Below are 13619 nucleotides of genomic sequence, written 5' to 3' on the forward strand. Positions count from 1 at the left end.
AGGGGCTGGTTATAGTCCGCCGATATTTGGGGGATAACATGCAGACGACGATTCCAGAAGATCACGGGCTCTCTGACAAAGTTTTAGGCAAGCCGGAACTTCTACCCGAAGCGGGTCTCATGCCGCTTCTTACGGATATTCAGTTTGAAGCGCTAGAAGCCGGAGTAGCTCGTGGCGAAAGCGTTCTGGTTAGTGCTCCGACATCTACCGGCAAGACGCTGATTGGTTGGTGGACTGTAGCCTCGGCTATTGAGGCAGGCCATACCGCCGTTTATCTCGTGTCTCACAGGGCATTGGCCAAACAGAAATTTGAGGAAGCGAAGAGGCTATTTCTAAACGACTTCCTAGAAAATGATCGATCTGCCATTGTCTGCGCGACAGGAGACAGTGTTGAAGATGCGGCAGGCAGGAAGACAAATGCCCCCCTTTCTTCGGTTATATTAGTTGCCACATACGAAAAATTTCTTGGCTGTCTTTCGGTTGGCGGACCGCCTCGCGACCTTACCAACATCTGCTTCGTTTGCGATGAGGTACAGTTGGTGGGGGACAAACAGCGCGGTCAAAATGCTGAGCTACTTCTCACGTTGATGCGACGAGCCGGGTGGCGACAGTTTGTTGGCTTATCGGCGGTTCTGAGCCCCGGTGACGGGCAGGCGCTAGCTAACTGGTTGGGCATACGGTTGCTCAGAAATCCCAATCGCGAGAAGGTATTGACGCTAGAGTGTAGGACTTCCTCGGCAACGTTGTCGGTGTCATCTGGCCCCGGCTTCGAAGGGTTGCGACAACACGAGCCAGCAAATCGAAACCGCGACGTGACGGCAATCGTCGGAGAGTTGCTTCAACAAAAGCGGAACCCCGTTATCGTATTTTGCATGAAGATCGATGACACTTATGACTTCGCAAGAGCGTGGGCGCAAAATCGTCCGACGATACAACTGGATGCGCCGGCGGGAGTGGACATCGAACAGCCCCTTCTAGAAGCGCTGCGCAGGCGAACAGCATATCACAACGCTGAGCTAACGGAGGACGAACGACTATTTGTTGAGGATCGCCTAGCTATGGGCGGCGTCGATGTCGTCTTCGCAACTTCAACACTCGCTGCCGGCGTCAACTTTCCCTTGGGGAGCGCGGCGTTTGCCAGCTGGAAAAGATGGGATTTTGACCGCCGAATGCATGTGCCAATTGACCGAGCCGAGTTTCAAAACATGGCTGGCCGTGTGGGCAGGATGGGGCAAGCTGCCGCTCAAGGTCATGTTGTGCTTGTGGCGGAAGGGATTCAGGATACCAAGCAGGCCCAGGTACTCATGGATCTTTCCACACAATCCCCACTGGGCCTCGGCATCACGCCAGAAGATTTTGGGACCCTTACGCTTCAGGTTTTCGCTGGGAAGTTGTGCACCAGTCGTGAGGACGCATTTGATCTAATTGGGTCCACACTCACAGCATCCAGAGAGCGCGAGCGGAATCGGAGTGGGATCGATCATTGGCGAGACAAGCTATTCGGCCAAATAGACCGACTTGTTGATATCGGCTGCCTTATAGAACTGCATGGCCAAATCACGGTGACCACGTTTGGTGTTGCCGTTGCGCAATCTGGTCTAAAGCCGGAAACGGCGATGTTCTTTATTGAGGGCCTGAAGAGGTCCGCCGCGCAACTCACGCAACTAATCGACCAAGCTGGTAACAGTGTAAGCGAAGACGATTTCGCCTTTGTGCTCAGCCATGCAGCAATTCGATCCCCGGAGTTCAACATAATTGGTGGTAAGGCCACGCGTAAACTCAACTGGCGCATAGGACAGAATGGTCCGGTGCCGAACCCTTATGCGACGAGATTGAACTCAATCTTGTTTGATCAGCCGTGGGTGGCGGATGCGGGAGCTGCCAATGGGGCCCTGCAGTTAACGGAGTGGGCCGCTGGAACGGTTCGGGGCCAAATTGAACGGATCGTAGCAGGTGTGAGATTAGGAACCGTTCAAGGGGTTGCTCGCGATGTGTCGTGGGTTCTCACAGGAGTGTCTGAAATTATCGCAAGCGTTACATCCCCCACTTTGGCAGATGAAAGCAAACCAGTCGCGCTCCGAGGAGACGCCGAAGACGTTCAAGCCGTGAGGCGGCTTGCCCGCGCTATCCGCCGCCAGTCGCTGAGGCTGGGAGTAGGGGTTCCCAGCGATGTGCTTTGGATGTCTGAATTACGGCTGCCCGGCCTTCAGGCACGTCTCCGGCGCGATGATATTATGAGCTTGAGAAGAGCAGGTCTTTGTAGGCCTCTAGATTTGATGGATGGTAGCGATCAAGCCGACGAACGCCGCCGTATTGCACTTGGGCTCAAAGAGCGTGGTGGCATAGCCAACCTCATTCGGAATGCCGCGCGGGCTTGGCGGCAGGACGACCGAGCCCACTCAAAAACGCTGCACCTTCGGCGGGCTGATCGGTTGATGAAACGCGATCAGATAGCAGCGCTGTATGAAAAGCGAGGAACCGATCTTGAGCATGCGTTCAGTATTTCGCTAGCGGGGCTTGGGATACCCTGTCAGGCACTCGATCAAACTGGTCGCCAAGGCTATCCCGACTTCCTCGTATCCGTTGAGAACTACATTCCGATTGTAGTCGAGGTGAAGTCCAAAATAAGCGAGGAAGAGACGGTTCCTTTAAACGCTGCTACCGAGGTTCTGGCGGCTTCAGAACTAGCCGGCCTTCGGAACAACCCTTGCGTCACTTTATGCAGCCCCGGTGTCGACCCCAGCGTTCCAACGTTTATCGAAGCAGCCAAGCGTCTTAGCGTCGTTGACATTTCCGATCTCAGCGAAGCCATCCTGCGATTGCACGAGGGGACGCTTACGAGGGGTGGGTTTTATAACTGGCTGACAACACCCGGCGTTGCGCTAGCCGAAACCTTACCTTCGCCAGCGACCCGCTAGCGGTCATTGGGAGACGCGATTTCGAAAGAGGATGCAGTCTTCGCGCGGATAGGCGCGGCTGCTTGGTTCTTAATAGCTATTCACAAATTGCCTGCCCTCGTTAGACTGTTTGGGAATAGCTCAGGAGCGAACCCGTGTCCAACACCGTCACCACCCCCTCTTCGTGTCCTATCTGCGCGTCTCAACGGCCCGCCAAGGCGCATCAGGCCTCGGCCTTGAGGCCCAACGCGAAGCTGTAGCCGCCTACATCCGAAGCCGCGCAGGGCCGCCGCTGAGCCGTTGAGGGAGTATGTCGAGGTCGAGAGCGGAAAGGCCAACGACCGGCCCCAGCTTCAAGCAGCCCTGCGCCACGCTAAGCATGATCAGGCTATGCGCGAGCCTCTAAGGTGGCTGTACGTTGGTTTTAACGGTGCGGCAGATGCCGGTGTCGGCCGCCATGGCCCGGAGGTGAAGCCGGCGAAGCGCTTCCGCTGGTCCATGCAAGCGGAGGATCGCGCCGCGCCGTGCATCGCATCTCTTGTCCCGCTGCGCTGCTGAGACCTCTCTCCTGTCAGGCGGTTTAGGTTTCGCGCTTCGGGCCGAGCACGAACACTATGAGGGCAGCGACGAACGTGGCAACAGCACTGTAGGCAATGGCGCTGGTAATCCCCGCATTCTCCACCAATAGTCCGCCGAAAATCGCGCCGGCGGCGATTGCCACTTGGAATACTGTGACCAGCAGCACACCGGCGCTTTGGGCCTGCTCGGGAACAGCCCTCCGTACCATCCACGTCTGCAATCCCACTGGCACCGCGCCGAAGGCAAACCCCCACGCGGCAACAGCAATCGCCGAGGCCAAGGCCGATGCTCCCGCCGTCAGCAGCGAAACAGCGGCTATCGCTATGAGCAGCGGTGCAAGGGCCGCGACTGCCTTGAGACTGTACTCGGCCAGAAGCCCGCCGGCCAGATTGCCGAAAAATCCGCCGATGCCAAAAGCAAGCAACACAAGCGAGATCGTTTCTACATCCAGCGCGGGAATCTTCTCGAGGAAGGTGCGGATATAGGTGATTCCGGCGAAGTGGCCGGAAGCGACCAGCAGGACGACCAAAAGCGCAATTTTGACCATCGGGATCTTGGCTACATCCAGCAGGCTGCGGAAGCTAGCCACTCCAATCGGAGGCAGTCTCGGAATGGTTATGAGTTGCACCAGCAGTGTAGCGGCGGCGCCGGCTGCGGCGAGCATGAAGGCGCTTCGCCATCCCCAGATATCGCCGACATAGGCGCCGATTGGAGCTGCGCAGACGGTAGCTACGGAAACGCCGGTGAGGATGATCGACATAGCGCGCGGCAGGAGGTGGCTTGGAACGAGCCGCATCGCCAGTGCTGCCGACATTGACCAGAAGCCTCCGAGCGCTATGCCGAGCACGACGCGTGCAGTCAGGAGAACCGCCAGCGACCACGCGCCGGCCGCCAGAACGTCCGACAGGATCAGCAGCAGCGTCATGGTCCACATGACGGTCCTGCGGTCCAGGCGCTTTGTGATGATGGCCACCGTCGGCGCCGAGATCGCCCCGACGATAGCTGTCGCCGTCATCGCCTGTCCAGCCGCNTCCCTCGCTGATACCGAGATCACGCGCGAGGGGCGTGAGCAGGCTGACAGGCAGAAACTCTGCCGTGACCAGCCCGAAGGTGCCCAATGAAAGCGAAATGACCGCACCCCATGCGGGACCAGACGGTGGGACGGGCTTTTCTGGGTGCAGAACAGCGTCCATGACACCTGCTGCGGATTGGGTCATGAACGAAGTCTCCACTTTGATGCAATGCAACGTGATGTTGGCTGCCTTGACCCAAATCTAAAAACACAAGCGCATTTCCCGGCGGCGTTGCACGGAGGAGGGGATGTTCATTGCTTCGCGATATTTTGTGACGGTGCGGCGCGCAACATCGATGCCGGTTTCCTTCAGCCGGACAGCGATGTCCTCATCGGAAAGCACGTCGCCGGGAGATTCTGCGGCAATGATCGCTTTGATCCGATGCCGGACAGCTTCGGCGGAGTGCGCATCGCCGCCTTGGCAGGACGCGATCGCGACGGTGAAAAAATACTTCAGTTCAAAGACTCCGCGCGGGGTAAGCATGTACTTGTTCGAGGTCACCCGGCTTACCGTCGACTCGTGCACGCCGATCGCGTCAGCGACGGTTCTAAGATTGAGAGGCCGCAGGTGGGCGACGCCATTTTCCAAAAAGGCATCCTGCTGACGCACGATTTCAGCCGCAACCTTGACAATGGTCTTGGCGCGCTGATCGAGGCTGCGGATTAGCCAGTTCGCATTTTGTAAGCATTCGTCGAGAAATGCTTGATCTTTCGAATTTTGGGCAGTTTGACGCGAGACTTCGGCATAGTAGCTTTGATTGATCAGCAGCTTTGGCAGCGTGGCGGGATCAAGTTCGATCTGCCACCCGCCTTGCGGCGAGGGCGTGACCCAGACGTCGGGTATGATTGATTCAGACGCACCGGATTGGAATCGGTTCCCAGGCTTGGGATCGAGCGCCCGAATCTCATGCATCATGTCGAGAAGGTCTTCTTCATCGACGCCGCAATGCTGCTTCAGTGCCTCAAAATCGCGTCGTGCAAGCATTTCAAGATTGGCAACCAAAGCTGCCATTGCCGGGTCGAGCCGATTTCGCTGGCGCAACTGGATCTCGAGGCATTCTCTGAGACTTCGCGCAAAAACTCCCGGTGGATCAAATTGCTGCAAGGTTCCGAGAACCCGTTCCACAATAGCCTCATGGATATTCAGGCTCTCGGCCAGCTCCAACAGGTTTGCCCGAAGATAGCCAGTGTCTTCTAGATCGGCGGCAAGCTGGCCAGCGATCAGCCGCTCCTGTGGTGTGAACGCAGTGAGGGCGATCTGACGAGCGACATGGTCGTGCAATGTTTCGGCGAGGGTGGCAAACTCGTCGAGGGAAGGGCCACTGCCCGGCGGGTTGTTGGTCGTGTTGCGAAGTGATTTCCATTGCCCGAGCCGTTCAGGCGAGCCTGCCCCGGTCGGTCCTTCAACGGCGTTTGTGCCAGGGCCGACAGGCTGATCCGCTCCCGAAATCGAAACGTCGTCAAAAGGCCCGCCATCGCTTGATGCAGATTCCAAAAGCGGGTTCTTCTCGATTTCCCGCTCCACGAACTGATGCAGTTCAGTATGCGCCAGTTGCAGCAGGCGAATCGACTCAATGAGTTGAGGCGATGCGACCATGGATTGCTTCTGGCGCTGAAGCAGGCTTGCTGAGGATTGCATGGTGAGCGCGATAATCCTGTCGAGGAGCCTCTTGGGGCCGGCAATGGCACCAGTGAGACGTATTCTAGGTCATGCGGCGGCTTTCAGCGTTTCGAGAACGTTTTGCGGGGACGAGACGCCATAGGGATCGGCCTCGCAGTTGTCGGAGAAACCTTCCTCCTCGAACCAGTGCTCCACCACGCCATTGTTGATCAGGGCGGCGTAGCGCCAGGAGCGCATCCCGAAGCCGAGATTGTCCTTGGCGACCAGCATGCCCATTTTGCGTGTGAACTCGCCTGAGCCATCGGGGATGAGCTCGACCTGCTTCAGGCCCAAGGACTTCCCCCACGCATTCATGACGAAGGCGTCGTTGACTGAGAGGCAGTAAATCGCGTCAATTCCCTCCTTCTCAAACTCATCATAGAGCTCTTCGAACTGGGGCAATTGGTAGGTCGAGCAGGTTGGTGTGAAGGCGCCAGGCAGCGAGAACAGGATGACCCGCTTGCCGGCAAAGTAGTCGTTAGATGTCTTTTCTTCCCAGCGATATGGATTTGGCCCCTGGACTGACTTATCGTGAACGCGCGTGAGAAAGGTGACGAAGGGAACTTTCTTTTGATCTGTCATCAAGTTGCTCCTAAAGAAGAAAACTGGCGCTGAATTCTGGCAGAGGCTGGCGCAATTCCGAGCAAAGGCTCGTATGCTCGGGCACGGAATGAGGGCCTCGGCGGCTCGCAACCTCCTTTTCCCTCGCGACGTATGGGAACGTCTTGGCGGCTGGTCTTGGCCACCCGAACGCAATCGATCTGAGCNCCTCCTTTTCCCTCGCGACGTATGGGAACGTCTTGGCGGCTGGTCTTGGCCACCCGAACGCAATCGATCTGAGCGAGCTGGACACCGTCGAGCCGCTTGCTTTCCACGGCTATGGCGCCGGAAGCGGGATCGGTCACCCGCGATCGTGCCCGGGGAAAAGGGATAGCGGCCGGAAGTAGCCAATATCGCAAGCATGTGGGGGCCTGAAATGTCACTTCACGCAACAGACCCGCGTCACTGGACTGGTTCAGCGTGTTGTCGATATGTGGCAGTGACCCGCCGGCCTTGGCTTGGGTGACCCTTTGACGGGGCTCTTGGGCACTCACATGATGAACAGAACCGGTAAACGGCATTTTCGCGAGCGGCCCGTGTTGGCGTGCCGGCATCGGACCAGCCATGCGCAAAGCGGCCACCGAGAACGGACTTCCGGAGGAGACGATGTCCCGATGTTCAGCGGGAACGGGCACCGTCTCCTCAGGCCACTGTCTAGAGCTTCGCGCGTCTGGCATGGTTCAAGTCGCTTTCATCGTGATTTGATGGTGCTCTAACCAGGAGCAGCAAGCGGCGTGCCATTTGGAATAGAGGGGCTGTTGGACCGCCCCTCCTTCTCGAAGGCCGTGTCTTAGAAGATCGGGCGGGCGCTATAACCGCCTCGTCACACAGGCAACAACGATGCTGTATGGTGCGGATATTCGGCGCTTCAGCCCCGGCTGGGCAAAGACGAACCGGAAGCCGAGCCGATGCATTACCTGAGCCTGGAGGGCACTCCAGTCATTGCGTAACGTGTGGCGCTAGCGTTCATTGGTGCGCCGGCACGGCTATCGCGAACATGCGCCTGTCGCAGCGACCATGAGCGGGCGCTCTTGGGCAAGCGCCTTGGCCCCGTGAGGATCGAATCCCCAATTGTGTCTGTTCGCCGCCTCTTATGTTCGAAACTGGACCAGAATGTCGCAAGCCCGACCTAAAGGTCGCCGAGGCGTTCTGTCCGACACTTTTCCGTCGCCTTTGTTGGCCCGCGACACCGGCCTATTTCGCCTAGCTCTTCTCTGGCCTCAGGCTAAGCCCCTAAAAGCATCACAGATTTTTTCTTCGGTTGGCCAAATTGGCACGAGTTTTGAAGCCGCTTCGTTGCGGGCCGGGAGCCGCCGACCGACTTTCATTTCGTGGATGGCACGAATGGAACGAAGAAAGAAAAGCAAAATGTCAAATCCGCGTCGGATAGCGTCTATGGGCATGGGGTCCTCGGCGAAACCGCCCTTACCCAACAGCTCGCCGCTCTTGTCGACCCTTGCGCAGGAAATCTTGGCCGGCGGCGAGTCAAAGGCCCACCACACCGACTTTATCCTGACCTCGAAGGTACAGGATAACGTTCTGCATCTCGCCGCGCGTTTGCCTAGGCAGTTAAGCGTTAGCCGATCCTGATAATCGGTCTGCCTTCCGACGACGTCGTCTACATGCCGTCTTAGGTCTTCTCTACCGCAGCGCCCGCCGGTCACCTTCCGCCCTCGCTATAGAGTGAAGTGCCACCATGTCCGAACAACCCTTGCCGACGCTGCCGATGTGGCGCGTCGATCACATTGAGCCATCCCCCGAGATGTTGGCGCTACGCGCCAATGGTCCGATCCACCACGTGCGCTTCCCGTCCGGGCACGAAGGCTGGTGGGTCACAGGCTATGACGAGGCCAAGGCGGTATTGACCGACGCGGCGTTCCGGCCCGCGGGAATGCCGCCGGCGGCATTCACCCCGGATTCGGTGATTCTCGGTTCGCCAGGATGGCTGGTCTCGCACGAGGGGGGCGAGCATACGCGGCTACGCACGATCGTGGCGCCGGCCTTCAGCAACGGCAGGTTGAAGCAGCTCGCGCAGCAGGTGGAGGCGATCGCCGCGCAGTTGTTCGAGACGCTGGCGGCCCAGCCCCAGCCCGCCGATCTGCGGCGCCACCTCTCCTTTCCGCTTCCTGCGATGGTCATTGGCGCGCTGATGGGCGTGCTCTACGAGGATCACGCCTTTTTTGCAGGGCTGTCCGACGAGGTGATGACGCACCAGCATGAAAGCGGCCCGCGAAGCGCGTCGCGCTTGGCCTGGGAAGAACTCCGCGCCTACATTCGCGGCAAGATGCGGGACAAGCGCCAGGATCCGGGCGACAACGTGCTGACGGATCTGCTCGCGGCGGTCGACCAGGGCAAGGCGACCGAGGAAGAGGCGATCGGCCTGGCGGCAGGCATGCTGGTGGCGGGGCACGAGAGCACCGTGGCACAGATCGAATTTGGCCTGCTGGCCATGTTCCGCCATCCGCAACAGCGCGAACGCCTGGTGGGCGATCCATCCCTGGTGGACAAGGCCGTGGAGGAAATCCTGCGCATGTACCCGCCGGGCGCCGGCTGGGACGGCATCATGCGCTATCCGAGGACCGACGTGACCATCGCGGGCGTGCATGTTCCCGCAGAGAGCAAGGTGCTGGTCGGCCTGCCGGCGACGTCGTTCGATCCGCGCCATTTCGACGACCCGGAAATCTTCGACATCGGACGTGACGAAAACCCGCACCTGGCGTTCTCCTACGGGCCGCACAGCTGCATCGGCTTGGCGCTAGCCAGGCTGGAACTAAAAGCGGTGTTCGGTTCGATCTTCCAGTGCTTTCCCGCGCTGCGCCTGGCGGTGGCGCCCGAAGAACTGGAGTTGCGCAAGGAGATCATCACTGGCGGGTTCGTGGAGTTCCCGGTGCTCTGGTGATGCGCGGACGCCACGAGGAATCGCGATGTCCTCGAATTGCCGGCGCCCCTGCCGCGCGCCGATCAGATCAGCCAACCAACAGGTGACCAAGATGGACGTGCAAGAAACCACGGCAGCATGCCGGGACGCCTTCGCCGAACTGGCGTCGCCAGGGTGCATTCAGGACCCGTACCCATTCATGCGGTGGTTGCGCGAGCACGATCCGGTACATCGCGCGGCGTCGGGCCTCTTTCTGTTGAGCCGTCACGCCGACATCTACTGGGCGCTCAAGGCCACGGGCGATGCTTTTCGGGGACCGGCGCCGGGCGAACTGGCGCGCTATTTCCCGCGTGCGGCGACCAGCCTGTCGCTAAGTTTGCTGGCGTCCACTTTAGCGATGAAGGAACCACCAACGCATACGCGTCTGCGCCGGCTGATCTCGCGCGATTTCACCATCGGCCAGATCGACAACCTGAGGCCGACCATCGCTCGCATTGTCGCAGCGCGCCTGGACGGCATGGCGCCCGCGCTGGAGCGCGGGGATGCGGTGGACCTGCATCGGGAATTCGCGCTGGCCTTGCCCATGCTGGTTTTCGGCGAACTGTTCGGCATGCCCCGGGACGACATGTTCGGGCTCGTCGCCGGCATCAGCGCCATTCTGGAAGGCCTGAGCCCGCACGCCAGCGATCCCCAACTCGCCGCGGGCGACGCGGCCAGCGCCAGGGTGCAGGCCTACTTCGGCGACCTCATACAGCGCAAGCGCACCGATTCCAGCCACGACATCGTGTCAATGCTGGTCGGCGCACACGACGGCGATGCCGAGATACTGTCGGATGCGGAATTGATCAGCATGCTGTGGGGCATGCTGCTGGGCGGCTTCGCCACCACTGCCGCGGCCATCGGCCATGCGGTCCTGGCGATGCTGGCGTATCCCGAACAGCGGCATTGGCTGAAGGGAGATGCCGTGGGGGTGAAGGCATTCGTCGAAGAAGCTCTGCGCTACGACGCGCCCGCGATGTTCAGCTCCATTCCGCGTATCGCCCAGCGCGACATCGAACTGGGCGGCGTGGTGATCCCGAAGAACGCGGACGTGCGCGTGCTGATCGCCGCCGGCAATCGCGACCCGGACGCCTTCGCCGATCCCGATCGCTTCGATCCCGTGCGGTTCTACGGCACCAGTCCTGGCATGTCGATCGACGGGAAGATCATGCTGACCTTCGGCCATGGGATCCACTTCTGCCTTGGTGCGCAACTGGCCCGGGTGCAGTTGGCCGAGAGCCTGCCGCGGATCCAGGCGCGCTTCCCCACGCTGGCATTGGCCGAGCAGCCGACCCGGGAGCCCTCCGCGTTCCTTAGGACATTCCGCGCGCTGCCGGTACGGCTGCATGGGCAGGAGGGCTGAGATGCGCGTCGTGGTCGATCAGGATCTGTGCGGAACGACCGGGCAGTGCGTGCTGACGCTGCCGGGCACCTTTCGCCAGCGCGAACCGGACGGCGTGGCCGAAGTGTGCGTGGCGACGGTCCCGCAGGCGCTGCACGCCGCCGTGCGGCTTGCGGCCAACCAGTGCCCGGTCGCCGCCATTCGTGTCATCGAAAGCGACGCTGGCCATGACGAGCGCGCCAGCGCCGACCCTGCGCCCTCTCCGGTGGAGGCCGAGCGGCATGCTGCGAAAGACCAATGCAATTCAGGAGACACGATGGGACGGTTTGAAGGCAAGGTGGCCGTGGTGACCGGCGCCGGCGCCGGCATCGGCAAGGCATGCGCTCTCGCCATCGCGCGCGGGGGCGGCAGAGTGGTGGTGGCCGACATTGATGGCTCGGCGGCCATCGCCTGCACTGCGCAGATCGCGGCCGAAGCAGGCCACGCGCTGCCCATAGCCATGGATATCGCTGATGAGCAGGCGGTGGCAGCGCTGTTCGAGACGGCGAAGCGGCACTTCGGGGGGGTCGACCTGCTGGTGAACAATGCGAGCGCCGTGCATCTGACCCCGCGCGACCGCGCCATCCTCGAGCTGGACCTGGCGGTATGGGACCAGACCATGGCGACCAATCTGCGCGGCACGCTGCTCTGCTGCCGGCAGGCCATCCCACGGATGATCGCCCGCGGCGGTGGCGCGATCGTCAACATGTCGTCGTGCCAGGGGCTCAGCGGTGACACGGCGCAGACGTCCTACGCCGCGTCGAAGGCAGCGATTAACATGCTGTCGGCCTCGCTCGCAACCCAGTACGGTCACTCTCAGATCCGCTGCAACGCGGTTGCGCCGGGTCTTATCATGACCGAGCGTCTCCTCGCCAAGCTGGACGAGTGCATGCAACGCCATCTGCGTCGGCACCAGCTCCTGCCGCGCGTCGGCCGTCCCGAGGACGTTGCCGCGCTGGTGGCGTTCCTGCTCTCCGACGATGCTGCGTTCATCACCGGCCAGGTCGTGTGCATCGATGGCGGCATGCTGGCGCATGTGCCGACATACGCCGACGGTGGCAACAGCTGCGCCGCGCGCCCTGCCGGCGACACCGGATCGGCGGCGGCGGCGCGCTGCTGATGGACATGCTGCTCAACCCACTCAACCGTCGGCACCGGCTGCGATGCGACATCCCGGTCATGCCTGGCGCTTTCCCCCTGGTCGGGCATCTTCCTGCCATTGTCTGCGACCTGCCGCGCCTGCTGGAGCGCGCAGAACGGACGCTGGGCAGCCACTTCTGGCTGGATTTCGGCCCTGCCGGACATCTGATGACCTGCGTGGATCCGGATGCATTCGCACTGCTCAAGCACAAGGACGTGTCCTCGGCGCTGATCGAAGAGATCGCGCCCGAATTGCTTGGCGGAACGTTGGTTGCCCTGGACGGCGGCGCGCACCGGCAGGCGCGCGATGCCATCAAGGCAGCGTTCTTGCCCAAGGGGCTGACCCAGGCCGGGATCGGCGACCTGTTCGCGCCCGTCATCCGGGCGCGGGTGCAGGCATGGCGCGCTCGCGGCGAGGTACCCATCCTGCGCGAAACCGGCGACCTGATGATGAAGCTCATCTTCAGCCTCATGGGAATCCCCGCGCAGGACCTGCCGGGATGGCATCGCAAGTACCGGCAATTGCTGCAGTTGATCGTCGCGCCACCGGTCGACCTGCCCGGACTGCCTTTGCGGCGCGGCCGCGCCGCCCGCGACTGGATCGACGCGCAGTTGCGCCAGTTCGTCCGCGACGCGCGCGCGCATGCCGCGCGCACCGGGTTGATCAACGACATGGTGAGCGCCTTCGACCGCAGCGACGGTCCGCTCTCCGATGACGTCCTGGTCGCGAATATTCGCTTGCTGCTGCTTGCCGGTCACGACACCACTGCCTCGACGATGGCCTGGATTGTAATAGAGCTGGCGCGGCAGCCTCTGCTGTGGGACGCCCTGGTTGAGGAGGCGCAACGCGTGGGCGCGGTGCCAACCCGGCACGCGGACCTGGCGCAGTGTCCGGTCGCCGAGGCGCTGTTCCGCGAGACACTGCGCCTGCATCCGGCGACCACGCTCCTGCCGCGTCGCGCGCTGCAGGAATTGCAACTCGGCCAACGGCGCATTCCCGCGGGCACCCACCTATGCATTCCGCTGCTGCATTTCTCGACCTCGGTGCTGCTGCACGAGGCGCCTGATCAGTTCCGCCTGGCGCGGTGGCTGCTACGCACAGAACCGATCCGGCCCGTGGACATGCTGCAGTTCGGTACCGGCCCACACGTCTGCATCGGCTACCACCTGGTATGGCTGGAAATGGTGCAGTTCTGCATCGCCTTGGCGCTGATCATGCACAAGGCCGGGGTGCGGCCGCAGTTGCTGAGCGACGTCGAAAAAGGCCGGCGCTATTACCCGACCGCACATCCGTCCATGGCAATCCGCATAGGCTTCTCATGAGCTGGCATCGCATGCCCTGTGTGGCAAGGCAGCGGCGCCGGCGGGGCGCG

8 protein-coding genes and 2 pseudogenes are annotated in these 13619 nt (G+C 61.2%); 6 read left to right on the forward strand and 4 right to left on the reverse strand.

The features are described from left to right. The first annotated feature begins 38 nt into the window (after positions 1-38). The gene (locus X751_RS138125) at positions 39-2918 is read left to right on the forward strand and encodes a DEAD/DEAH box helicase (RefSeq protein WP_023702825.1); all 2880 of its coding nucleotides are present in this window, start codon (positions 39-41) and stop codon (positions 2916-2918) included. Between the two features lie 559 nt (positions 2919-3477). Here the strand turns inward: X751_RS138125 and X751_RS01000000164230 are convergent. From X751_RS01000000164230 to X751_RS1000000167175, 4 genes and pseudogenes are all read right to left on the reverse strand, one after another. Beyond that, positions 3478-4693: pseudogene (locus tag X751_RS01000000164230) on the reverse strand (MFS transporter). Positions 4694-4750: 57 nt separating this feature from the next. After that, a complete protein-coding gene (gene rpoN, locus X751_RS138115; protein ID WP_023713580.1) occupies positions 4751-6187 on the reverse strand; it encodes an RNA polymerase factor sigma-54 in 1437 nt (478 codons plus the stop codon). A gap of 69 nt (positions 6188-6256) precedes the next feature. Continuing rightward, on the reverse strand, positions 6257-6790 hold the full coding sequence (locus X751_RS138110) for a peroxiredoxin (RefSeq protein ID WP_023702821.1): 534 nt from the start codon (positions 6788-6790) through the stop codon (positions 6257-6259). 1238 nt (positions 6791-8028) lie between these two features. Continuing rightward, the gene (locus tag X751_RS1000000167175) at positions 8029-8310 is read right to left on the reverse strand and encodes a hypothetical protein (RefSeq protein ID WP_023702820.1); all 282 of its coding nucleotides are present in this window, start codon (positions 8308-8310) and stop codon (positions 8029-8031) included. A 194-nt stretch (positions 8311-8504) separates the two neighbouring features. Here X751_RS1000000167175 and X751_RS138100 point away from each other — a divergent pair, with 194 nt between their 5' ends. The 5 genes and pseudogenes from X751_RS138100 to X751_RS138085 all read left to right on the forward strand — a co-directional run bounded on the left by X751_RS138100 (position 8505) and on the right by X751_RS138085 (position 13569). Further along, the gene (locus tag X751_RS138100; RefSeq protein ID WP_023746010.1) at positions 8505-9707 is read left to right on the forward strand and encodes a cytochrome P450; all 1203 of its coding nucleotides are present in this window, start codon (positions 8505-8507) and stop codon (positions 9705-9707) included. A 91-nt stretch (positions 9708-9798) separates the two neighbouring features. Further along, positions 9799-11088, forward strand: coding sequence for a cytochrome P450 (locus tag X751_RS138095; RefSeq protein WP_023715665.1), 1290 nt, complete (start codon positions 9799-9801; stop codon positions 11086-11088). Position 11089: 1 nt separating this feature from the next. Beyond that, positions 11090-11215, forward strand: a pseudogene (locus X751_RS1000000168655) (ferredoxin); the annotation flags it as partial. Between the two features lie 168 nt (positions 11216-11383). Continuing rightward, positions 11384-12226, forward strand: a complete 843-nt coding sequence (locus X751_RS138090) for an SDR family oxidoreductase (RefSeq protein ID WP_023702816.1) — start codon at positions 11384-11386, stop codon at positions 12224-12226. Next, positions 12226-13569 (forward strand): cytochrome P450, encoded by a 1344-nt coding sequence (locus X751_RS138085; RefSeq protein WP_023702815.1) that lies wholly within the window; start codon positions 12226-12228, stop codon positions 13567-13569. Before X751_RS138090 ends, X751_RS138085 begins: the two co-directional genes overlap by 1 nt. The last annotated feature ends 50 nt before the right edge of the window (positions 13570-13619 follow it).

Source organism: Mesorhizobium sp. LNJC394B00 (genome assembly GCF_000502555.1).
GTDB lineage: Bacteria > Pseudomonadota > Alphaproteobacteria > Rhizobiales > Rhizobiaceae > Mesorhizobium.

Excerpts from the sequence above, each read along its gene's own strand:
- rpoN (WP_023713580.1), bottom strand. The coding sequence starts at position 6,187 with ATGCAATCCTCAGCAAGCCTGCTTCAGCGCCAGAAGCAATCCATGGTC.
- X751_RS138090 (WP_023702816.1), top strand. The coding sequence starts at position 11,384 with ATGGGACGGTTTGAAGGCAAGGTGGCCGTGGTGACCGGCGCCGGCGCC.
- X751_RS138125 (WP_023702825.1), top strand. The coding sequence starts at position 39 with ATGCAGACGACGATTCCAGAAGATCACGGGCTCTCTGACAAAGTTTTA.
- X751_RS138095 (WP_023715665.1), top strand. The coding sequence starts at position 9,799 with ATGGACGTGCAAGAAACCACGGCAGCATGCCGGGACGCCTTCGCCGAA.
- X751_RS138085 (WP_023702815.1), top strand. The coding sequence starts at position 12,226 with ATGGACATGCTGCTCAACCCACTCAACCGTCGGCACCGGCTGCGATGC.
- X751_RS138100 (WP_023746010.1), top strand. The coding sequence starts at position 8,505 with ATGTCCGAACAACCCTTGCCGACGCTGCCGATGTGGCGCGTCGATCAC.
- X751_RS138110 (WP_023702821.1), bottom strand. The coding sequence starts at position 6,790 with ATGACAGATCAAAAGAAAGTTCCCTTCGTCACCTTTCTCACGCGCGTT.